The following is a 22,269-nucleotide window of genomic DNA, read 5'->3' on the forward strand; positions in this document are numbered from 1 at the left end:
AAACCACCGCCTTGTACGAACATATATTCTTATTTTATCTTATTTATCGCTTAATTGCATCTACCGTTTTTAATGCCTCACTTAAATTGGTATACAATGCGTTACCAACAACAATGGTATCGGCAAACTCGGCCATTTCTCTTGCTTGTTCAAGCGTTTCAATCCCGCCGCCATAAAACAATTGTGTTTCTTCTAGTACATCTTTCACATCACTTACTACTGCAGGATCACCATATGTACCACTATACTCTAAATAGAAAATCGGTAAACGAAACATCTTCTCTGCCATTTGTGCATAAGCGACCACATCGTCTCTTTCTAATTCTGTGTTTGCTTCTGTGACACTTGCCGCTTTACACTCTTTATTTAAAATGCAATAGCCTTCTACAAAAATTTCATCCCAGTTCATAATCTCTCCGTATTCTTTCATCGCTTCATGATGTAACTCGACAATCCACTTTGAACTTTTACTATTAAGAACCGTTGGGATAAAATAAAAGTCAAAACCTGGCGTAACAGAATCAATCGTTGATACTTCTAACGCACAAGGTACTGTATAACGACGAATACGAACGAGCAAGCTTAATACATTATCTAATGTGACACCATCTGAACCGCCAACGATAACGGCATCCGTTCCAGATTCACAAATTTGCTCAAGCTCTTCGTCTGTTATTTCTTTATTAGGATCTAATTTAAAGACGTGTTTCCACTCTTTAATATCGTACATAGTGTTGTCCTCCATTCGTTATTCCATTTGTACATTATAACAAAACTCGTCCACACAGACGAAAGTAAAACCTATCTTTTTCTCTGAAAAAGAAACCCAATTTCACGACAATACCAACAAGGTTATTGTTTCCTCTCGATGGTTATGCTAATATATAGCTACAAAATTTATATCTATACAGTGAAAGATCAATAGTATCTAAACCCTCTTCACAACAATAGCGATCTAGGAATAGTGAGAGCCTAGAGAAAGGTTTAGAGAAACGGCAATCTGGAGTATATATCGATCAAGGTGGGTACATTCTTTGTACCAATCAGGGTGGAACCGCGGGAATTCATCTCTCGTCCCTGAACATAGCGTAATCTATGTTCAGGGACGAGAGATTTTTTATTGTATAAAACCCTTATTAATAGGAGGAATAAACATGGCAAAAACAATGGATCAAATTGTATCACATGCGAAACATCGTGGATTTGTATTTCAAGGTTCAGAAATTTACGGTGGTCTAGCAAATACTTGGGATTACGGTCCACTAGGTGTTGAATTAAAAAACAACATTAAAAAAGCATGGTGGAAAAAATTCGTTCAAGAATCTCCATACAACGTTGGATTAGACGCAGCGATTTTAATGAACCCAAAAACATGGGAAGCTTCTGGACATATCGGAAACTTCAATGATCCAATGATTGACTGTAAAAAGTGTAAGGCGCGTCACCGTGCTGATAAACTAATTGAAGCGAAGTTAGAAGAAAAAGGCATCGAAATGGTTGTGGACGGTCTGCCATTCTCTGAAATGGAAAACTTAATTAAAGAACACAACATCGTTTGTCCTGATTGTGGTTCTGCCGACTTCACGGAAATCCGTCAATTTAACTTAATGTTTAAAACACACCAAGGTGTAACAGAATCATCAACGAACGAAATTCACCTTCGTCCTGAAACAGCTCAGGGTATTTTTGTTAACTTTAAAAACGTGCAACGTTCAATGCGTAAAAAGCTTCCTTTCGGTATCGCTCAGGTTGGTAAAAGTTTCCGTAATGAAATTACACCTGGTAACTTTACGTTCCGTACGCGTGAGTTTGAACAAATGGAACTTGAATTCTTCTGTAAACCAGGTCAAGAGCTTGAGTGGTTTGAATACTGGAAAGAAACATGTAACAAGTGGTTACTTTCTCTTGGCATGAACGAAGAAAACATTCGTCTTCGTGACCATTCTGATGATGAGTTATCTCACTACAGTAACGCAACAACTGACTTTGAATACAAATTTCCATTTGGATGGGGTGAGCTTTGGGGTGTTGCTTCACGTACAGACTACGACTTAAAGCAACATATGGAGCACTCTGGTGAAGACTTCCAATACATTGATCAAGAAACAAACGAGCGTTACGTTCCTTATTGCATCGAGCCATCATTAGGTGCAGACCGTGTAACCCTGGCGTACATGATTGATGCATATGAAGAAGAAGCTTTAGAAGACGGTACATCTCGTACAGTGATGCACTTACACCCTGCTTTAGCACCATTTAAAGCAGCTGTATTACCACTTTCTAAAAAGCTTTCTGAAGAAGCAAAAGAAGTATTCGGCGACCTAGCAAAATACTTTATGGTTGATTATGATGATGCTGGTTCGATCGGAAAACGTTACCGCCGTCACGATGAAATCGGTACACCATTCTGTATCACATTTGACTTTGATTCATTAGAAGATAAGCAAGTAACGGTACGTGACCGCGACACAATGGAACAAAAGCGTATGCCAATCAGTGAATTAAAAGCATTCATTGAAGAAGCAACACAATTTTAATGAAAAAGAGACGAAGCTGCTCGGCTTCGTCTCTTTTATTTATCTGTATCTAAACGCTCTAATACTAATTGATACGCATCGCTTCCATAGTTCAAGCAACGCTTTACACGTGAAATAGTTGCTGTACTGGCACCTGTTTCCGTTTCAATTTTATGGTACGTAAACCCTTCTCTTAACATTCTGGCTACTTCTAAGCGTTGTGCTAATGATTGAATTTCATTGACTGTACATAAATCATCAAAAAATCGATAGCATTCTTCTACATCTTTTAAAGACAAAATCGCTTCGAATAATTGATTTAGTTCTTTACCGCGAAGTTTATCAATTTGCATAGTTCATACTCCTTCTTGTTAACTTTCTATTAATACTCCCTCGTCGACACCAGGAGAAGTAGAGATCACATTAATCCATGTTTTTCCTTTCACAAAAGGGATAACGGTTTCGTCTTGATATGGCAAAAGACGCCCATCAACGTTTTTCCATTCAACCTTTTGAGCTACACCCTTTTGTAATAAATAGCCTTTACCACCCGATGTTAAGTCAATATCTCGTCTACCTTGATTATCAACGATTTTATGCTTTGCCTCAACAATAAGTACATTATCTACTAAAATTAAGTCCTGAGACTCAGCATCAATTGTATCTGTTTTTCCATCAGAACGAGTGTATTTCTCTTTTTCTTTATCATAGGTGTACACAACTGTTGCTAAAGCCGTATTCATATGTTTAACAGTTACATCCGTTGCTTCCATACCTGAAAGGGATGCTTCTTCAACAAATGATAGCCTGCTGATTTCCTCTTCCATCGAATACCCTTTTTCTTTTGCACCTTTTTTAATGTTTTCGTATGTAATATACGAGTTGTGTGGTGCTTTTCGGTCCTTTGAACGTTTAAAGAGAGTGCCATCATAAAATAACCCATTTAACGAATCGACTTCTCCTGCTTCAAGCATGGCTTTCGCGTCTGGACTCCAGCCATGACATACGTAAAAAGCATCATATCCTTTACTGAGCTCAACATAGTAATCTCTCGCACTTCGAACAGGCCCGATCACTTCTGGCTTTTCGCTTTGATAGATAGCCATAAAGCGTGTAATGGATCCTTCTGCTAGCAACTCATAGACAATATCTGCTTCTTTTAAGCCGGATTGTGGACGAGCTTTTGGATCATTATTAATCATCACAGCTACTGGTCGTTCATTTGCTTTTGATTCTGTCGATAAACCTGTTAACGGTGATATTTCTTGTTGCTTTTCTTTCGTTGGTTCATCTACCTTTACTTCTTCCACTACTTCTAACGACTCCTCAACAGGTATACTCTCTTTCTTCTGACAACCTGTGAGTGCTAGCGTAACAACCGAACATAATAAAAGAAATCGCATGCCTTGACCCAACCTTTTTCTTTTATATTTTAACGCATTATTGACGGAAAGAGTACCTTTTTATTCATCACGTCATAAATTCCCCTTGGTGTAATTCGGACATAAGGAAGGTGGGTAGATGAAAAGAATAACAAAGAATAAATAGGATCATTATGCTTGTAACCTCGCTCACGAAGTAATGATGTTAAGGTCAATTCTTCCTCCATCAATTCCTCTAAAGGCTTTTCTGACATAATTCCATTTAGTAACATTGGGACTTCATAAACAACTTCATTGTTTTCGACTAACACAATACCACCACCAAGCGCTTTCATTCGGTTAAAAGCAGCCATCATGTCTTCTTTTTTCTTTCCAATTAAAATAATATCTCCCGTATTTGAATACGAGCTCGCAAACCCTGATACTCCATTTGTAAACCCTTTCAAAATTGTATTGACTCGCCATTTCCCATGACGGTCCATTAAGACTAAAAAGCTTTCATCATGAGTATCTGAAAGTTCATCAACCGATACATCTAGATTAACCGAGTACGGCTTCATAATCACAGAGTTCATCATCTTCATTCCTAATGCCATTGAAAACTGTAAATCGTCTATCTTTAAGTCCCACTCCAATCTCAGCGGTGCAAATCCATGTGTGGTCCACGGAAACGATTCAGCAGCGTGTACTTGCTTCTCACCACTTTTTAAAACCCATTTCCCTTTTGCTAAAACAGACTGAGGAGTAGGGTGGTCAATGGCTTTCAAGAAATTTATATTGGCAATTCGACCTGGCGCGATGCTTCCATGCAAGTGTTCCATGTTGTAATACTTGGCAATCGTATGACTCGCCATATGGTAAGCATCAATTGGCGTAACCCCTTGATCCATCGCAATTTTTATTAGCATATCCGATACCCCTTCTTTGTAAAACGAAGGAGGTGATCCATCTGTTGTCATCATAAAACGATCATAATGCTCAATACCCAATTCTTTTAACTCTTTTAAAATAGATGGCAAGTCTGGTCGAATTGATGAATAGCGCAACGAAACGGTATATCCTTGCGAAAGCCTACGCAATGCATCTTCTCCACTCATTGACTCATGGTCACAGTCCGCCCCAAATAAAAGCATTTTAGCCAATGTCATCTCAGAAGCTCCTGGAAAGTGACCCTCTATTTTTTTACCCATGCGTTTCGTTTCTTGTATCCAATGAAGCATTAAATCGTCTCCATCGATTAACTTCGGCCAGCCAGTTAGCTCTCCTCCTTGTAAAACGGCATCATGTTCAATCCACGACGTAACATTTCGATGAGAAAATACCGCTTCTTCATTGATAATCTCCGTTTGAGCGTCAAATCGACTCCACCAATACATTGTGGATGGAATGCTCTTCATCGATTCTAAGAAAGAAAACGCTTTCTTTTTTTCTGGTTGTAAAGCAAGCACCATATTATCATTGATTAGTGTAGTGGTTCCATGTTCAGATGCATATTGTGCAAACGTATGGGGATTATATAATTGAAATGGGTGAACATGAGGCTCAATGTAGCCTGGTACTAAAAATTGATTGTGGCAGTCAATTACATCGGCTTTTTCATCTAGTAACTCGGGCATTGCATCGCCTACATACACAATTCGATCCTCAGCAATCCAAATGTTGGCGTTCATCCATGCTTTTCTATACGAATTTAAATAAGTAGCATTTGTTAATACAGTAGTTGGAGATTTTTGACCATTTAGTATCTCAATTTGTTCACGTATTTGTCTGTTTTTCCAACGATAACGTTGCTCAGGCATGAACATCTCCCCTTTTATTTTCCTGTTGCTACAATCGTACCATATTAGCTAGTTTAAAGCATTAAAGATTATGTAAAAATTCTATTAATTAAAGGTGATAAAACATGAAACCAAACATCGGCATCATTAATGCACTCGTTCGTATGACGATCGGCTTTGCACTCTTATCTTGGGTAACAGCTAAATTAGTCAAACGCCCTTACCGTGACTCTTATTTATTGATGGCCCTACTTGCAGCTATGAAAGTCGCAGAAGGAATTACTCGTTTTTGTCCTTTAACATTTGCATTTGATAAGTATCAACATGAACAACATCGGTCAACTGAGCATGAAGAAATGACTTATAATCCATCTTAGTTAAGTAGAGGAGTTGTTAGCTATGGAACATGACATACACAAAAATCACTCACACCAACATAGTATCGCCTGTGGACATACAAAAATCCGCCATGGAAGCCATATTGACTATATTCACAACGGCCATTTACATCACGAACATGAAGGTCACTGGGATGAGTGCAAATTAGAAGTAAACGAAACAAACCCAGATCAATGTCGACCGATGAACTGCGGTTGCAATCACGATGAAGAATGTGGACATGAACTTGTACCTCACGGTGATCACTTTGATTACTTGGTAAATGGACGTTTGCACCACGTTCATGATGGTCATTGCGACGACCATGGTCCTGTTGAGATTATTACTCTCACCTAAAACGAAAGCCTCATGCCAGTGGTAGCATGAGGCTTTTGCTTACTTAACAGTATTGACGAACGCTTTTGTTCCAATGTCATATCGATAAAAAAAGTTTTCTTCTGTATCAATAAGAGAGAGCTGCTCATACACACTCTTTTGTGCTTGCTCAATTGTAGGTGCTATTTGAGCAAAAAGCAACACACGCCCACCATTTGATACATACTGATGGTCTCTTAACTCCGTTCCAGCATGAAAAACAAGTGTATCAGCACTTACATTTTCTAACCCTTTAATCGGCGCATATTTTTTATAGTCATTTGGATAGCCAGCTGATGCTACTACCACCCCAACAACCGCTTCCTCTGCCCACTCAATGTTCACAGAGCGATTAGTTAAAATATTTAGCAATACTTCAACTAAGTCACTCTTCATGCGTGGTAATACCACTTGTGTCTCAGGGTCCCCGAAACGAGCGTTAAACTCAATCACTTTCGGCCCTTCATTTGTGGCAATTAATCCTGCATATAAAATTCCTGTATAAGAGCATCCTTCTTGCACGAGCCCTTTAGCCATTGGTTTTAAGATGGTCTCAATCGCTTGTTCTACAATATATTCACTAATTTGAGGAACAGGGGAATAAGCTCCCATCCCTCCGGTGTTCGGTCCCTTATCTCCGTCGTAGGCACGCTTATGGTCTTGTGCAATGACCATTGGATAAACGTCCGTTCCATGTACAAAAGCCATTAACGAAAATTCTTCTCCCTCTAAAAACTCTTCTACCACGACTTGCTGGCTTGCTTCATTAAACTTTTTATTGACCAACATGTCACGAAGAGTCTCGATTGCTTCCTCTTCAGAGAGAGCAACCGTTACACCTTTTCCAGCAGCAAGGCCGTCTGCTTTAATCACAATTGGAGCGCCTTTTTCTTCAACATATGCCTTGGCCTCTTCATACGATTCAAACGTTTCATATGAAGCAGTTGGAATCTGAAATTTATCCATTAGTTCTTTTGCAAATGCTTTGCTTCCTTCAATCATTGCGGCTTGCTTTCTTGGACCAAAGATCATGAGTCCTTCACGCTCAAAAGCATCAACAATTCCTTCCATTAATGGAACTTCTGGTCCTACAATTGTTAAGCCAACTTTGTTTTCTTTCGCAAAGCGAATAAGTTTTTCTTGCTCGTGCTCCTCAATTTCTACACACGTTGCAATACTAGTCATACCAACGTTACCAGGAGCGACAAATACGTTCTTCACCAATGTACTTTGCGCTGCTTTCCAAGCAATTGTATGCTCTCTTCCACCTTTTCCAATGACTAATATATTCACACCTATCACCTCATCAATGCTTAAAGTGTCTCATCCCTGTAAATACCATTGTAATCCCGTATTCATCTGCCTTTTTAATTGAGTCTTCATCACGAATAGACCCACCTGGTTGAATAATCGCAGTCACACCTGCCTTTGCTGCTGCTTCAACCGTATCGTCCATTGGGAAGAATGCATCAGACCCTAATGCTGAACCTTGTGCTTTTTCACCCGCTTGTTCAATCGCAAGCTTTGCTGCTCCTACCCGGTTCATCTGCCCTGCTCCAACGCCAATGGTCATGTTATCTTTTGTTAGCACAATGGCATTTGACTTCACGTTTTTCACAACGCGCCAAGCTAACTTTAAGTTCGCCCACTCTTCTTCTGTTGGCTCACGCTTTGTTGGAACCGTAATGTTTGCCTCTTCAAAGCCAAAGACATCTTCGTCTTGTATCAACACACCACCTTTAACAGATGTAAGGAAGGCTTCTTTGGTTGGGGCTTCATCAAACTTTACCGTTAGTAAACGTAAATTCTTTTTAGAAGTTAATACTTCTAATGCCTCTTCATCAAACGAAGGAGCAATAATAATTTCTAAAAAGATTTCTTTCATTTGAATGGCTGTTTCACGATTAATTGGGCGATTTGCGGCAATAATCCCACCGAAAATCGACGTAGAATCCGCTTCGTACGCTTTTTCATAGGCTGCCTTAATCGTCTCTCCAACACCTACACCACATGGATTCATATGTTTAATTGCAACAACAGCTGGCTCTGTAAATTCTTTTACAATTTGAAGAGCTGCATTGGCATCATTGATGTTATTGTAAGATAACTCTTTCCCATGCAATTGAGTCGCAGCTGCAATTGACCCTTTTTGTGTTAATGGCTTTTTATAAAAAGCGGCTTTTTGGTGTGGATTTTCCCCGTAGCGTAAATCTTGTACTTTTTCATATGTAACGGTTAACTTTTCTGGCTCTGTTTCACCTGCTACGTTTGTTAGATATTCCGCAATTAATGCATCGTACGCGGCTGTATGACGAAATACTTTTGCCGCTAGGCGTTGATTTGTTTCAAACGATACTTTATTGTCATTTGTTAAATCGGTTAATACAGCTTCATAATCAACAGGATCCACAATTACTGTTACATCACGATAATTTTTTGCAGCCGAACGTAACATCGTTGGTCCACCAATATCAATGTTTTCAATCGCATCTTCTAATGTCACATTCTCTTGTTCAATCGTTTTCTTAAATGGATAAAGGTTGACTACCACAAAATCAATCGGTGTAATATTATGCTCTTGCAATTGCGCTTGATGAGCTTCATTATCACGAATTGCTAACAAACCACCGTGTACTTTAGGATGTAACGTTTTAACACGACCATCTAAAATCTCTGGAAAGTCTGTTATCTCTGAAATACCAATTACATTCACACCATTCTCTTCAAGTGTTTTCTTCGTACCTCCTGTAGATACAATCTCTACACCTAAACGTTCTAAAGCTTGCGCGAATGCAACAATTCCTTCTTTATCTGAAACGCTAATTAATGCACGTTTTTTTGACATAATTGAAACTCCTCCTACCAATTGTCTCTTTTTCAGTTCTTTCTTTTATTAATATATTACTATGGTAAAGTATTAAAAAGAGTTTGACAAGAGAACTCTCTTTTACGTATTTAATGCTTCTTTCGCAAACAAATGCTGTAGCACTTTTGGATAAAATCGATGTTCTACAAAATGGATGTGATTCTCGATTTGCTCACGTGTGTCTCTTTCACCAATCGGCACAATGATTTGGTCAATAATAGGCCCCGTATCCATTCCCGCATCTACAAAATGAACGGTGACTCCTGTTACTTTCACTCCCGCTCTTAGCGCCTGACCAACCGCATCTTTTCCTGGAAATGCAGGTAATAAAGAAGGGTGGATATTGACAATTCGATTTGAATAGTGCTCAAGTAGAACTTCTCCAATTAACCTCATATAGCCAGCAAGTACAATGAATTCGACCTTTTTATCTAGAAGTTCTTTCAAAACTGCTTTTTCGTAATCTACCTTGCTAGCAAACTCACTCGGCGAGCAAACAAAAGTAGTCATTCCTGCTTTTTCTGCCCGTTCAATCACAAATGCCCCAGGTTTATCACACACAACGAGCACAACATTCGCTTGTAAATCTCCACATTGAGCTGCTTCATAGATTGCTTGAAAATTTGAACCGTTACCGGAGGCAAAGACTGCTATGTTCCTCATTCAATTCGACCTCCACCAAATGTCACCCCTGCACCTTCTTTTACGCGCCCGATGATAAATGCTTTTTCACCTTCAGCTTCAATCGCTTCAATGACGACATGTAGTTGGTGATGCTTCACCGCTAAGACAAATCCGATCCCCATGTTAAACACTTCAAACATCTCTAATCGACTAAGCTTCCCGTACTCTTCCATAAAGTCGAAAATCAATGGAATCGGCCATGAACCATAATCAATTTCTACGCCCAAACCTTCTGGTATCATACGAGGGATGTTTTCAATAAATCCTCCACCTGTAATATGAGCCATTCCTGCTACTGAAGCATTCTGTAATGCTTTTAAGACAGGCTTCACATAGATTTTCGTAGGTGTTAACAACTCTTCACCTAATGATTTATCAAACCCTTTATACGCGTGAGACAAGTCCAGCTTCGCGTCTTCTACAATTTTACGAACAAGTGAGTATCCATTACTATGAATACCACTCGATGAAATACCAATGAGAATGTCTCCTTGCTCAATGTTCTCGCCTGTAATGATCTCCGACTTTTCAACCGCTCCTACTGTAAAGCCTGCTAAATCATACTCATCTTCTTCATATAAGCCAGGCATCTCAGCCGTTTCTCCACCAATTAATGCACAATCCGCTTGCTCACAGCCATCTGCAATCCCTTTAACAATTTGCTCTATTTTCTCAGGAACAGCTTTTCCACAAGCAATGTAATCTAAAAAGTATAAAGGCTGCGCTCCTTGTACAAGCACGTCATTTACACACATCGCTACAACGTCAATGCCAATCGTATCGTGCTTATCCATCATAAAAGCGAGCTTTAACTTTGTACCAACCCCATCCGTACCAGAGACAAGAACAGGTTCGTTTAGCTTTAACGAAGATAAATCAAACATCCCACCAAAGCCACCAACCGTTCCCATAACACCAGGGCGTACCGTACGCTTCACATGCTTTTTAATGCGTTCTACAGACTCATAGCCTGCTTCTAAATTTACTCCTGCTTGTTTATATGACTGAGACATCTTGTCACTCCTTTTTAGCACGTTACCTTTTCATGAGGATGTACCGTGTCTGGATAAATTTCTGTTGGGTACTTTCCTGTAAAACAAGCCATGCATTGACCCCGATAAGATCCTTCGTACGGTCGACCAATGGCGCTCACTAACCCTTGTTCGCTTAAAAATTCTAGAGAGTCTGCTTCAATTAACTGACGAATTTCTTCAACTGAGTGAGTCGCTGCAATGAGCTCTTCTTCAGAAGACGTGTCAATTCCATAAAAGCAAGGATTTTTAATAGGTGGTGAACTAATCCGTACGTGTACCTCTGTTGCCCCTGCTTCACGTAGCATTCTAACAATTCGTCTACTTGTCGTTCCACGCACAATCGAATCGTCAACCATTACAACACGCTTTCCTTCAACAATTTTTCGAACAGGGGAAAGTTTCATCTTTACCCCTTGCTCACGTAACGATTGAGAAGGCTGAATAAATGTACGACCGACATAACGATTTTTAATTAATCCAAGCTCATATGGAATCCCCGACTGTTCGGCAAATCCTATCGCTGCTGAAATACTTGAATCTGGTACACCTGTTACAACATCAGCTTCAACTGATGATTCAATGGCTAACTCTTTTCCTAAATTTTTACGAGCGGAATGAATATTAATACCATCAATGTTGCTATCTGGGCGTGAAAAATAAATATATTCCATACTGCAAATAGCACGGTTTACATTCAAAGTAAAGCGCTCAGATGTCAGTCCCTCATCGTTAATGATTAAGAGTTCACCTGGCTGCACGTCGCGCTCGTATATAGCCCCCACCACATCAAATGCACACGTTTCAGATGCCACAACATAAGCATCTCCTAAACGTCCTAAAGATAAAGGACGCAATCCGTTTGGATCAAGCGCAACCATCATTTCATTTTCAGTTAAAATGACAAACGCATAGGCGCCTTTCACCATTGATAATGCATTCTTTACCTTGTCTTTTAAATCTTGATAACCACTGCGCTTGATTAAATGGGCAAGCACTTCCGTATCCGAAGTAGACTGAAAAATGCTCCCTTGATTTTCAAGTTGATGTTTTAATGCATTTGCATTCACAAGATTACCGTTATGAGCTAGTGCGATGCTTCCGCTTTGCGAACGAAAGTGGAGAGGCTGGACGTTTTCAAAACCACCGCCCCCAGCGGTTGCATAGCGTACATGACCAATAGCTGCACTTCCTTCAACTTTATCTAACACACCATTACCAAACACTTCCGTCACTAATCCAAGTCCTTTGGCTACATTCACTTTGTCTCCATCTGAAACAGCAATTCCTGCTCCTTCTTGACCACGATGTTGTAAGCTGTGAAGGCCATAATAAGTGATTTGATTCGCATTTTCATGTCCCCAAATACCAAAAACTCCACACTCTTCATTAAGACCTTTTATTTCAGCAAGCATGGAATAGCTCCTTTCCAAGCTGTTTTCAACTCCGGCACTGGTAATTGAATAATGACTCCTTGATTGTTTTCAATTGTAAACGTAGCATCAGCTGTTACCGTTCCTACTTCAATGGCTTCTTTTACAAGTGTTTCAAATTTTATTCTGTTTTCTTCTTTCACCGTTACAAGAAAGCGTGATTGTGTTTCGCTAAATAGTAATGTTGGCTCTTCAAACGTACTTACTTTCACACCTAGTTCATCACTATTCATTAAACCTTCTGCTAAGGCAACAGCGAATCCACCTTCTGCAACGTCGTGAGCAGATTGAACAAGACCTGCACGTATTGCAGCTAACAATTGCTTCTGTCTACGTTGCTCCACATCTAAATCTAATTGAGGTGCTTTCCCAAAGATGGTACCTTCCATTATCTTTTGAAGTTCACTACCTGCAAATTCAGACTTAGCTTCTCCAATAACGTACACAAGATCGCCTTCTTCTTTAAAAGCTTGCGTTGTAATATGTTCGATATCTTTAATAAGCCCTACCATTCCAACTACTGGTGTTGGATAAATTGCTTCCCCGTTTGTTTCATTATAAAGAGATACATTTCCACCGATAACAGGTGTTTGTAACTCACGGCACGCTTCGCTCATGCCATCAACCGCTTTTTCTAGTTGCCAGAAAATCTCTGGTTTCTCAGGGTTACCAAAGTTTAAACAGTCTGTAATTGCTAATGGCTCTCCACCTGAGCACACAATATTTCTTGCTGCTTCAGCTACCGCAATCTTACCACCGACTTCCGGATCTAAGTATAAATAACGCGAGTTACAATCCGTTGTCATTGCAAGTGCTTTATTTGTTCCACGTACACGTACCACGGCTGCATCAGAGCCTGGTGAAACGACTGTATTTGTTCGCACCATGTAATCATATTGGTTATAAACCCACTCTTTGCTCGCAATCGTTGGTTGCTGTAATAGAGTTAAAAGGGTTTCATTGTAGTCGGTAACAGATGGTACATATGCATCTTGCTCCTGAAATTCTTTATAGTAACCTGGCTCAGCAGATGGCTTATGATAAACTGGTGCATCTTCTGCTAACGCATCAACAGGTACTTCAGCAACGACTTTCCCTTTATGCGTAAGGCGTAACATTTTATCGTCTGTTACAACACCAACTGCTACTGCTTCTAATCCATACTTTTCAACGATTTGCACAATCTCGTCTTCTCTTCCTCTTTCAACGACTATTAGCATACGCTCTTGTGACTCTGATAACATCATTTCATAAGCAGTCATACCAGTTTCACGCTGTGGTACTAAATCAAGGTTCATCTCAATGCCTGACCCTGCTTTACTTGCCATTTCTGCTGATGAACTTGTTAAACCTGCAGCTCCCATATCCTGAATACCTACAAGTGCGTCACACTTCACTAGTTCTAAACACGCTTCAAGTAAAAGCTTTTCCATAAATGGATCACCTACTTGTACAGCTGGTCGCTTCTCATCTGATTGATCAGATAGCTCTTCTGACGCAAAAGTTGCACCATGAATACCATCTCGACCTGTTTTAGCTCCTACATACATGACTGTGTTGCCAATTCCTTTAGCCTGACCTTTTTGAATATCTTCATGCTTAATTAAACCTACGCACATTGCATTCACTAGCGGATTTCCTTCATATGAAGGGTCAAATTGAATCTCTCCACCGACTGTTGGAATACCAACACAGTTTCCGTATCCTGCAATACCTGCCACTACTTCTTCAAACAAATGACGAACTTTCGGTGACGTTAACTCACCAAAACGCAAAGAGTTTAACAATGCAATTGGTCTTGCTCCCATTGAGAATACATCACGGATAATACCACCAACACCTGTTGCTGCCCCTTGATAAGGCTCAATTGCAGATGGATGATTATGACTCTCAATTTTAAATACAACTGCTTGATTATCACCAATATCTACAATTCCAGCTCCCTCTCCAGGCCCCTGTAACACCTTGTCACCAGACGTTGGAAACTTACGAAGGACAGGCTTGGAGTTTTTGTAACTGCAATGCTCAGACCACATTACTGAAAACAGACCAACTTCTGTGTAGTTTGGTAGACGACCTAATAACGCTTCTACACTAGCAAACTCCTCATCTGTTAATCCCATTTCTTTATAAATCTTTTGCTCTTTAATTTGTTCTACACTTGGTTCAAGAAGTAACGACATATTGTTCCCTCCACTGCTTCACGATTGATTTGAATAGTTTTAATCCATCTGCACTTCCTAACAATGTATCGACTGCTCGTTCTGGATGTGGCATCATTCCTAATACATTGCCTGTCTCATTCACAATCCCAGCAATGCTTTGTAAGCTACCATTTGGATTTTCATCGGCATATTGAAACGCGATTTGGTTATTGTCTACTAGTTGCTTTAATGTTGCTTCATCACAATAGTAATTTCCCTCACCGTGCGCAACAGGAATCGAGATGCGTTCATGTTTTGAATAAGCGTTTGTAAACATTGTGTTATTGTTCATTACTTCAAGGGTCACAGGTTTACAAATAAATTTAAGGTCTTGATTACGTCGCATCGCACCCGGTAATAACCCAGCTTCTAATAGAATTTGAAATCCGTTACACACACCTAATACCGGCTTACCTGCCGCTGCTGCCTTCTTCACAGCTTCCATGACATTTGCAAAACGAGCGATGGCCCCAGAGCGTAAATAATCTCCGTATGAAAATCCACCTGGAAGTAACACACCGTCAAATTCATCTAAATTATCGCAATCGTGCCACACGTATTCTACTTCTTCGCCTAGTTCATCCTTAATTGCATGGTACATATCCACATCACAGTTTGATCCTGGAAACACAATTACAGCAAATTTCACTGTGCAACAGCCTCCTCAACTTCATAGCGATAGTCTTCAATAACTGTATTGACTAATAGCTTTTCGCACATTTCCTTTACTCTTGTATCTACATCCTCTTGCTCATTAATAGTTAGCTCTAGATACTTACCAATACGTACTTCACTTACTTCTTCATAAGACATACGGTGTAATGAATTCTTCACCGCTACTCCTTGTGGATCTAATACACTCTCTCTTAATGTGACAAATACCGTTACTTTATACATTGTTATCCCCCGATTCTCTCTAAGATTTTTTCGTATGCTTCTGTTAACGTCCCTAAATCACGGCGAAACACATCTTTATCTAACTTTTCGTTTGTTTCGATATCCCAGAATCGACACGTATCTGGTGAAATTTCATCTGCTAAAATAAGCTCACCCGATGCCGTTTTCCCGAACTCTAATTTAAAATCCACAAGCTGAATGCCTTTTTCTTTGAAGAACTGTTTTAATACGTCATTGATGCGTAGCGCTTGAGCCTTTAAAAGTGAAATCTCTTGCGCTGTAGCTGCTTCTAAAAAGATTGCATGCTCATCAATAATAAGTGGATCACCTAACTCATCATTTTTGTAATATAACTCTACAATGGGAGTTGCAAATGGAATTCCTTCTTGTACACCAATTCTTTTTGCTAAACTACCTGCTGTCATATTGCGTACGACAACTTCTAGGGGAATGATATTTACCTGCTTTACTAATTGTTCTGAATCAGAAAGTGATTGAATGAAATGCGTCTCAATTCCTTGTTCATGAAGCATTGAAAATAGGAAACTACTAATTTTGTTATTCAATTGAGCTTTTCCGATAATCTCAGCTTGTTTCTGCCCGTTAAAAGCCGTCGCTGAATCTTTGTAAGCAACCCACAGTACATGTTCTTGTTCCGTCTTATAAATTCGTTTCGCTTTTCCCTCATAAAGTAGTTCTTGTTTCATTATCCCACCCCTTGATTCAGAATCTTCTGATAAATATTCCTGCAAAAAGGCAAGGAAAATCCCTCACCTTTTAAAGTTTTTATAGACCAAGACGATTGAAGATCATATCAACACTCTTTAAATGATACTGATAATCGAAGCAGTCATCTAATTGCTCGGTTGATAATCGATCTGTAATTCGCTCTTCAGCTTCAACTAGTGTACGGAATGGAACTTGAGACTCCCATGCTTCCATCGCTTTTGGTTGCACAAGATCGTATGCTTCTTCACGCGTCATACCTGTGTTAATTAGCGCTAATAACACACGTTGCGAGTAAATAAGACCTAATGTACGATCCATATTGCGCTGCATGTTTTCTGGGAATACCGTTAAGTTTTTAATGATATTCGAAAAACGATTTAACATGTAGTTCAGCGCAATTGTTGAGTCTGGTAACAGAACACGTTCAGCTGAAGAATGGGAGATGTCACGCTCATGCCAAAGCGGAACGTTATCATATGCTGCTGACATATAACCACGGATAAGACGTGCTAATCCCGTTACATTCTCAGAACCGATCGGGTTACGCTTATGCGGCATTGCAGATGAACCTTTTTGACCTTTTGCAAAGTACTCTTCTACTTCCCTTGTTTCACTTTTTTGTAATCCACGAACTTCAACGGCAAACTTTTCGATAGAAGTCGCGATAAGAGCTAGAACAGACATATAATGAGCATGACGATCACGCTGTAGTGTTTGAGTCGAGATTGGCGCTGGTTGTAAACCTAGCTTTTCACACACATAAGCTTCAACGAATGGATCAATATTTGCAAACGTACCAACCGCTCCTGAAATCTTTCCAAACTCTACTTCTTTTGCTGCACGTTTGAAGCGTTCTAGGTTACGTTTCATCTCTTCATACCATAGCGCCATTTTCAAACCAAATGTCGTTGGCTCTGCATGAACACCGTGAGTACGTCCCATCATGACAGTATATTTATGCTCTTGCGCTTTCTCTTTTAAGACTTGAACAAAACGTTCTAAATCCTTTTCAAGAATGTCATTTGCTTGTTTTAATATATAAGATAAAGCTGTATCTACAACGTCTGTTGATGTAAGGCCATAGTGAACCCATTTACGCTCCTCACCTAGCGTCTCCGATACCGCGCGAGTAAATGCTACTACATCATGTCGTGTTTCAGCTTCAATTTCTTTAATGCGATCAATATTAAAAGAGGCTTTTTCACGAATAAGAGCTACATCTTCTTTCGGAATGTCACCTAACTCTGCCCATGCTTCACAAGCTAAAATCTCTACTTCAAGCCAAGCTTGAAAGCGATTTTCTTCAGTCCAAATTGCGCCCATTTCCGGACGGGTATAACGTTCAATCATGTTGTATATTCCTCCGTTCTATTCCAAATAGCTAATGATTCGGCTTTTGACACCGCATCCTCTATCTTATCAGCTAATACCGTTATATGTCCCATTTTTCTCTTTTCTTTTGCAACTTTTTTTCCGTACAAATGTAAGTGTATATCACCAAAACATTCGATTTTTGAGATTGCAGCTTCCACATGTTCCCCTAATAGGTTAACCATTACAGCTGGTTTTAATAATACAGGTTCACTAAGTGGCCAATTACAAATGGCTCTTATATGCTGTTGGAATTGTGACAGGTTACAAGCTTCAATTGAGAAATGCCCGGAATTATGTGGTCGAGGTGCTAACTCATTCATATAAATATCTTGATTTTCAGTGATGAACATTTCAACTGTTAATGTACCAACTAACTCTAATCCATCAGCAATGACTTTTGCGCAATGCAACGCTTGATCTCGTTGATTGTCATCGATCCGTGCAGGCACAATACTTTGATGTAAAATGTGATGGCGATGAATGTTTTCAGCAACTGGAAAGCACGTCGTATCACCATTGACATTTCGCTGAACAATGACTGAAATCTCTTTATCTAGTTGCATCCACTTTTCCACAATGCATTCACTATGTGCTAACAATTTAGATGCACTTAGAATATCACTATCATCTTTTACAACAACTTGCCCTTTCCCATCATAGCCACCCATACATGTTTTGACCACGCATGGATAACCGATAGCATGAATGGCATGACGTAACTCATCTTCTGCTTTAACAATTTGATAAGGAGGAACATGTAAGCCTAGTTTTGTGATAAGTGATTTTTCAAGTTTGCGATTTTGTGTAATTTCGAGAACATGACTTCCTTGTGGAACATAGCTATTTGATTGAAGCCATCTCACCATCTCCACACTTATATTTTCAAATTCATATGTAATCACATCTGAAACAGCGGCTAACTTTTTAATCGAATCTAAATCGTCATACTGCCCGATAATTTCAATGTCTGCAATTTGACCACAAGGTGAATGCTCAGTAGGGTCTAATACAGCAATATAATAGCCCATTTCTCTAGCGGCAATCGCCATCATTCGTCCAAGCTGACCACCACCTACAATGCCAACCGTTTTACCTGGAGGAATAATTGAGTTAAACAAGTTGCTCACTACTTTCTAGCACGACGGCCTCTAGTTGGTTTCGACGATGCTCTAATCGTTGGCTAAGTTTATGATCTGATAATGCCAACATTTGAGCAGCCAATAATCCTGCATTTGTTGCTCCTGCCTTACCAATTGCCACCGTTGCCACGGGGACGCCACCAGGCATCTGGACAATAGATAAGAGTGAATCTAATCCGTTCAAATTGCTACTACGGACAGGGACACCAATAACCGGTAATGTTGTTTTCGCTGCTACCATCCCTGGTAGATGCGCTGCTCCACCTGCTCCCGCAATAATAACCTTTATTCCACGTTCTTTTGCTGTCTGGGCATATTCAAACATGTAATCAGGTGTGCGGTGTGCCGATACAACTCGCTTTTCATATTGAATATGCAATTCATCTAGTCTATCACATGCATGTTTCATCGTTTCCCAATCAGATTGACTTCCCATAATAACAGCAACTTCTATATTCATGGATATAATCTCCTTTTCAGATAATAAAAAAACCTAGCGTAGTCGTAGCTTAAGGAAAGCCACAACTACTCTAGGTTTTATGTATAAAATCATCCTTCACAAAAGGATTCACATATTTACCAATTTAGTAATTGTACTCTCCTCATAGTCTAACAATTTACGGTCGTTAGGTAGAAACTCGCAGGCCATATTCCCACTATTATATGAGGTTTCGTTTATTTCTTTTGACACCATAATAATAACAACTCACAAAGCAAAAAGTCAACTCAAAAATCGAATGTTATTTTTATTTTTTTGTTTAATGTTCGCTTTTAGGTTAATTTTCCTTCAAATACAATTTGTTGTTTTACCGGAACGTACTCTTTTTTCCCATTTATAAGTTGCTCTTCAAATACAGGCTTTTCCATTCTTCTAACAGGCATGTAACCTTCTGCTTTCATTCGATCCAAGCATTGTGAAATCGTTTCATCCGAACGTAATTCAAATAAACACTTCTTTTTCTTATTCGACATTTTAACACCTCCGATAAATACCCTATTAGTATACCGTCTTTCTCATATTTATCAAATTTAAAACTAAAAATAGACTAACTCTATCTTGTCTAAAAAAACAAGTAGAATTAGTCTAAGCAGACTATTACTGTTTAGTTAAAAATAATGCTATTATTTTTGCTGCTTGTACACGAGTTGCTGAATGTTGTGGTTTAAACTGATTTCCATACCCTTGAATATACCCTATCTCATATGCCGCTTGTACAGATTCTTTCATTTCGCTATCTAGATGCTGGACGTCATTGAAACTTATCTTGGTTTTCACTTCATAATTATGGTCATTAGCTACTTTATAAGCACGAATCAACATTGTAACCATTTGAGCACGTGAAATTGGTTTAAAAGGCTCAAATGTATGAGGGGTAGTACCTTTAATAATACCGGCTTCATACGCTGCTCCGATCTCACTTTTGACGTTTTCAGGCAAATGAGTTACATCTTTAAATGGGGTATCACCTTTCTCTTCTAAACCTAAAGAGCGAACGAGCATCGAAGCAAATTGTGAACGAGTCAACTGATGAGCTGGTGCGTATACATTATCAGCCTTCCCTTTCACAATTCCTTCTTTTGCCAAATGGGTCACGTAAGGATTTGCCCAATGGTTGACGGGTACATCACTAAATTGATTTGATACTTCTTGGATACGACCTTCTTCTTTATAATCAACAGGACCTTTTAGTGTACGAACGTAGTCTGCTAATGCATCTACATCCACAGGCCCAACTTCAGGATCACGTAAAGAAACTTTATCAATCCCATATTTACTACCATACATAAAATTGTTAATAACCACAGAGTATGACTTATCATCACTTATCTTCTCACCAGTAGGAAGATACATATCTGCTACTTTTCCTCGCTTTAACTTATCATCGTATTCATACGTATAGCGAAAACCTGAAATAGAAAAATCTAATCCATAACTTGTGATTTGGTTATTTAAAACTTGCCTCAAACCTTTACCAGTCATTTCAACCTTATTTAATACATTACCAAAAGGCTGAATCGTATATAATTCTCCAAAAGTGATAGGACCCGCATCAAGCCCTGCTCGCACCCCACCACCATTCATTAATGCAAAATCAGCATTCATCGACTGGCGCATTCCGTCTGCTATTAAATTACCAACTGGATGATCTCCTATCATTCCAAGCTGAGGGTAACGAAGAGATGGATAGTCACGAGCATTCTCATTTATAACTTCTGCTTTTACAGGTTCAACCAGCTTGTTATACTTATCAAGAATTTTCTTCACTTCTTGATGTGGCTCAATACCTGCATTAATCACTCGGTGAATATTTGCTTTCTTATCAACAATATCACCTGTGGAAGGATCAATCTCAATATCTACTTCTCCAAATGCTGTACCATATTCATATGCTTGTACAATCAGCTTATTATTAACCGTTCCATTGACACCTTGATGGTTATGACCAGCAAAGATAATATCTACCTCATCGTCCACTTCATTTGCAAATCGTGCGGCATCATCTGTAACAGTTCCATCTGCTTGTTGAGACGCTGGATTATGAGCCAATACGACGATTGCCTTAATCCCCTTACTTTTCAACTCTTTTGTGTATGTATTAATCGCTTCTACCTCATCGGTAATCTTTAAATGTTCGTTTCCTTGTTTAATAACCATACTAGGCGTTGATTGTGTGACCACACCAATAAATCCAACCTTGACTCCATCTACTTCTTGTATATGGTAAGGTGGCAAAAGTAGCTTATCTGTTGATTTATCATATGCATTGGCAGCAACTAACGGAAAATTCATTCCTTGATATCCTTTAGTTCCTTTTCCTGTTGGATGATCTCCACCATCAATCATTCTTAACATTTCTTGAATTCCCTCGTCAAATTCGTGGTTTCCGACTGTTCCAACGTCAAATCCCATTTCATTCATAATCTCAACAACTGGTTCATCTTGAAAAGCAGCAGCAATAAGAGGACTTCCACCAATCATATCTCCAGAATGAACATATAACGTATTTTTATTTTCTAACGCTTTCTCTTCCATATAAGCAGCAAGATATTCTATCCCACCAACTTTTGTATCTTTCTGCCCGTCACCTGTTGTATCAATAGTAGTAGAATAGTCAATCTGACCATGAAGATCATTTACACTTAACAATTGAACCTTAATATTCTCTGTTTCTGCATAGATAAACGAAGAACTAAAAGGAGTTGCATATGCTCCTAATGCAACAGCTGAAGCGAAAGCTAAGTGAACAAAACGTTTTCTTTTTTTATAAGGCATTGAAGTAATTCCTCCCATTGGTTAAGTTAATTGAGTCAAACACTACTAATATAGCAAACAGTTATTAACCTAATATGGAAATATTGTAAATTTAGAGATGAATATATGAAATTACATAAAAAAACACTAGTATAAATACTAGTGTTTTTCATTGCCTGGCAACGTCCTACTCTCACAGGGACAAAGTCCCAACTACCATCGGCGCTAGA

At 39.2% G+C, this 22,269-nt stretch carries 21 protein-coding genes and 1 riboswitch; of the genes, 3 read left to right on the forward strand and 18 right to left on the reverse strand.

Annotated elements, in window-relative coordinates; translation table 11 throughout:
* Positions 1 to 43: 43 nt before the first annotated feature.
* Complete coding sequence (pcrB, locus tag DIS06_RS12465) at positions 44 to 730, reverse strand: heptaprenylglyceryl phosphate synthase (protein ID WP_110113608.1); 687 nt, start codon at positions 728 to 730, stop codon at positions 44 to 46.
* A gap of 424 nt (positions 731 to 1,154) precedes the next feature.
* On the opposite strand from pcrB, the gene DIS06_RS12470 reads away from it, so the two are divergent.
* Entirely contained in the window at positions 1,155 to 2,537 is a 1,383-nt protein-coding gene (locus tag DIS06_RS12470; RefSeq protein WP_110113609.1) for a glycine--tRNA ligase, read from the forward strand.
* A gap of 35 nt (positions 2,538 to 2,572) precedes the next feature.
* On the opposite strand, the gene DIS06_RS12475 is transcribed toward DIS06_RS12470, so the two are convergent.
* From DIS06_RS12475 to DIS06_RS12485, 3 genes are read right to left on the reverse strand one after another with little or no spacing between them, the layout of a single operon-like run.
* The gene (locus DIS06_RS12475; protein WP_110113610.1) at positions 2,573 to 2,869 is read right to left on the reverse strand and encodes a YerC/YecD family TrpR-related protein; all 297 of its coding nucleotides are present in this window, start codon (positions 2,867 to 2,869) and stop codon (positions 2,573 to 2,575) included.
* A gap of 18 nt (positions 2,870 to 2,887) precedes the next feature.
* Positions 2,888 to 3,919, reverse strand: a complete 1,032-nt coding sequence (locus DIS06_RS12480) for a DUF3048 domain-containing protein (protein WP_110113611.1) — start codon at positions 3,917 to 3,919, stop codon at positions 2,888 to 2,890.
* Positions 3,920 to 3,948: 29 nt separating this feature from the next.
* On the reverse strand, positions 3,949 to 5,697 hold the full coding sequence (locus DIS06_RS12485; protein WP_110113612.1) for an adenine deaminase C-terminal domain-containing protein: 1,749 nt from the start codon (positions 5,695 to 5,697) through the stop codon (positions 3,949 to 3,951).
* A 104-nt stretch (positions 5,698 to 5,801) separates the two neighbouring features.
* Between DIS06_RS12485 and DIS06_RS12490 the strand changes: the two genes are divergently transcribed.
* Both DIS06_RS12490 and DIS06_RS12495 read left to right on the forward strand, forming a co-directional pair.
* Positions 5,802 to 6,053 (forward strand): YgaP family membrane protein, encoded by a 252-nt coding sequence (locus DIS06_RS12490; RefSeq protein WP_110113613.1) that lies wholly within the window; start codon positions 5,802 to 5,804, stop codon positions 6,051 to 6,053.
* Between the two features lie 22 nt (positions 6,054 to 6,075).
* Positions 6,076 to 6,411 (forward strand): hypothetical protein, encoded by a 336-nt coding sequence (locus DIS06_RS12495; RefSeq protein WP_110113614.1) that lies wholly within the window; start codon positions 6,076 to 6,078, stop codon positions 6,409 to 6,411.
* 39 nt (positions 6,412 to 6,450) lie between these two features.
* Here the strand turns inward: DIS06_RS12495 and purD are convergent, their stop codons facing one another.
* From purD to DIS06_RS12565, 14 genes are all read right to left on the reverse strand, one after another.
* Positions 6,451 to 7,722 carry a phosphoribosylamine--glycine ligase gene (purD, locus tag DIS06_RS12500; protein WP_110113615.1) on the reverse strand — a complete coding sequence of 424 codons (1,272 nt, stop codon included), beginning with the start codon at positions 7,720 to 7,722 and terminating at the stop codon, positions 6,451 to 6,453.
* A 13-nt stretch (positions 7,723 to 7,735) separates the two neighbouring features.
* Complete coding sequence (gene purH / locus DIS06_RS12505) at positions 7,736 to 9,274, reverse strand: bifunctional phosphoribosylaminoimidazolecarboxamide formyltransferase/IMP cyclohydrolase (protein ID WP_110113616.1); 1,539 nt, start codon at positions 9,272 to 9,274, stop codon at positions 7,736 to 7,738.
* Between the two features lie 102 nt (positions 9,275 to 9,376).
* Positions 9,377 to 9,958 (reverse strand): phosphoribosylglycinamide formyltransferase, encoded by a 582-nt coding sequence (purN, locus tag DIS06_RS12510; RefSeq protein WP_110113617.1) that lies wholly within the window; start codon positions 9,956 to 9,958, stop codon positions 9,377 to 9,379.
* The gene (gene purM / locus DIS06_RS12515) at positions 9,955 to 10,992 is read right to left on the reverse strand and encodes a phosphoribosylformylglycinamidine cyclo-ligase (RefSeq protein ID WP_110113618.1); all 1,038 of its coding nucleotides are present in this window, start codon (positions 10,990 to 10,992) and stop codon (positions 9,955 to 9,957) included. The genes purN and purM overlap by 4 nt, the downstream gene beginning before the upstream one ends.
* Before the next feature lie 14 nt (positions 10,993 to 11,006).
* A complete protein-coding gene (gene purF, locus DIS06_RS12520; RefSeq protein ID WP_110113619.1) occupies positions 11,007 to 12,425 on the reverse strand; it encodes an amidophosphoribosyltransferase in 1,419 nt (472 codons plus the stop codon).
* Positions 12,410 to 14,626, reverse strand: coding sequence for a phosphoribosylformylglycinamidine synthase subunit PurL (gene purL / locus DIS06_RS12525; RefSeq protein WP_110113620.1), 2,217 nt, complete (start codon positions 14,624 to 14,626; stop codon positions 12,410 to 12,412). Before purL ends, purF begins: the two co-directional genes overlap by 16 nt.
* The gene (gene purQ, locus DIS06_RS12530; protein ID WP_110113621.1) at positions 14,610 to 15,296 is read right to left on the reverse strand and encodes a phosphoribosylformylglycinamidine synthase subunit PurQ; all 687 of its coding nucleotides are present in this window, start codon (positions 15,294 to 15,296) and stop codon (positions 14,610 to 14,612) included. The genes purL and purQ overlap by 17 nt, the downstream gene beginning before the upstream one ends.
* Complete coding sequence (gene purS / locus DIS06_RS12535) at positions 15,293 to 15,544, reverse strand: phosphoribosylformylglycinamidine synthase subunit PurS (RefSeq protein ID WP_110113622.1); 252 nt, start codon at positions 15,542 to 15,544, stop codon at positions 15,293 to 15,295. Before purS ends, purQ begins: the two co-directional genes overlap by 4 nt.
* Positions 15,545 to 15,546: 2 nt before the next feature.
* Positions 15,547 to 16,254, reverse strand: coding sequence for a phosphoribosylaminoimidazolesuccinocarboxamide synthase (gene purC / locus DIS06_RS12540; RefSeq protein ID WP_110113635.1), 708 nt, complete (start codon positions 16,252 to 16,254; stop codon positions 15,547 to 15,549).
* 76 nt (positions 16,255 to 16,330) lie between these two features.
* Positions 16,331 to 17,623 carry an adenylosuccinate lyase gene (purB, locus tag DIS06_RS12545; protein WP_110113623.1) on the reverse strand — a complete coding sequence of 431 codons (1,293 nt, stop codon included), beginning with the start codon at positions 17,621 to 17,623 and terminating at the stop codon, positions 16,331 to 16,333.
* Positions 17,620 to 18,765: a 5-(carboxyamino)imidazole ribonucleotide synthase gene (gene purK / locus DIS06_RS12550; protein ID WP_110113624.1), complete on the reverse strand. Its 1,146-nt coding sequence runs from the start codon at positions 18,763 to 18,765 to the stop codon at positions 17,620 to 17,622. The genes purB and purK overlap by 4 nt, the downstream gene beginning before the upstream one ends.
* The gene (gene purE / locus DIS06_RS12555) at positions 18,758 to 19,246 is read right to left on the reverse strand and encodes a 5-(carboxyamino)imidazole ribonucleotide mutase (protein WP_110113625.1); all 489 of its coding nucleotides are present in this window, start codon (positions 19,244 to 19,246) and stop codon (positions 18,758 to 18,760) included. The genes purK and purE overlap by 8 nt, the downstream gene beginning before the upstream one ends.
* 125 nt (positions 19,247 to 19,371) lie before the next feature.
* Positions 19,372 to 19,473: riboswitch (purine riboswitch) on the reverse strand.
* Positions 19,474 to 19,557: 84 nt separating this feature from the next.
* Positions 19,558 to 19,758, reverse strand: a complete 201-nt coding sequence (locus tag DIS06_RS12560; protein ID WP_110113626.1) for an NETI motif-containing protein — start codon at positions 19,756 to 19,758, stop codon at positions 19,558 to 19,560.
* 124 nt (positions 19,759 to 19,882) lie between these two features.
* Positions 19,883 to 22,060 carry a 5'-nucleotidase C-terminal domain-containing protein gene (locus DIS06_RS12565; RefSeq protein ID WP_110113627.1) on the reverse strand — a complete coding sequence of 726 codons (2,178 nt, stop codon included), beginning with the start codon at positions 22,058 to 22,060 and terminating at the stop codon, positions 19,883 to 19,885.
* Positions 22,061 to 22,269: the final 209 nt, after the last annotated feature.

The sequence above is a fragment of the Bacillus sp. CGMCC 1.16541 genome (assembly GCF_003184905.1).
Lineage (GTDB): Bacteria > Bacillota > Bacilli > Bacillales > Bacillaceae_H > Priestia.

Coding starts and splice junctions, on each gene's coding strand:
- pcrB (WP_110113608.1), bottom strand. CDS start 730: ATGTACGATATTAAAGAGTGGAAACACGTCTTTAAATTAGATCCTAAT.
- purL (WP_110113620.1), bottom strand. CDS start 14,626: ATGTCGTTACTTCTTGAACCAAGTGTAGAACAAATTAAAGAGCAAAAG.
- purN (WP_110113617.1), bottom strand. CDS start 9,958: ATGAGGAACATAGCAGTCTTTGCCTCCGGTAACGGTTCAAATTTTCAA.
- purS (WP_110113622.1), bottom strand. CDS start 15,544: ATGTATAAAGTAACGGTATTTGTCACATTAAGAGAGAGTGTATTAGAT.
- purF (WP_110113619.1), bottom strand. CDS start 12,425: ATGCTTGCTGAAATAAAAGGTCTTAATGAAGAGTGTGGAGTTTTTGGT.
- DIS06_RS12560 (WP_110113626.1), bottom strand. CDS start 19,758: ATGTCGAATAAGAAAAAGAAGTGTTTATTTGAATTACGTTCGGATGAA.
- DIS06_RS12495 (WP_110113614.1), top strand. CDS start 6,076: ATGGAACATGACATACACAAAAATCACTCACACCAACATAGTATCGCC.
- purM (WP_110113618.1), bottom strand. CDS start 10,992: ATGTCTCAGTCATATAAACAAGCAGGAGTAAATTTAGAAGCAGGCTAT.
- purB (WP_110113623.1), bottom strand. CDS start 17,623: ATGATTGAACGTTATACCCGTCCGGAAATGGGCGCAATTTGGACTGAA.
- DIS06_RS12485 (WP_110113612.1), bottom strand. CDS start 5,697: ATGCCTGAGCAACGTTATCGTTGGAAAAACAGACAAATACGTGAACAA.
- DIS06_RS12470 (WP_110113609.1), top strand. CDS start 1,155: ATGGCAAAAACAATGGATCAAATTGTATCACATGCGAAACATCGTGGA.
- purH (WP_110113616.1), bottom strand. CDS start 9,274: ATGTCAAAAAAACGTGCATTAATTAGCGTTTCAGATAAAGAAGGAATT.
- purE (WP_110113625.1), bottom strand. CDS start 19,246: ATGAATATAGAAGTTGCTGTTATTATGGGAAGTCAATCTGATTGGGAA.
- DIS06_RS12475 (WP_110113610.1), bottom strand. CDS start 2,869: ATGCAAATTGATAAACTTCGCGGTAAAGAACTAAATCAATTATTCGAA.
- DIS06_RS12480 (WP_110113611.1), bottom strand. CDS start 3,919: ATGCGATTTCTTTTATTATGTTCGGTTGTTACGCTAGCACTCACAGGT.
- DIS06_RS12565 (WP_110113627.1), bottom strand. CDS start 22,060: ATGCCTTATAAAAAAAGAAAACGTTTTGTTCACTTAGCTTTCGCTTCA.
- DIS06_RS12490 (WP_110113613.1), top strand. CDS start 5,802: ATGAAACCAAACATCGGCATCATTAATGCACTCGTTCGTATGACGATC.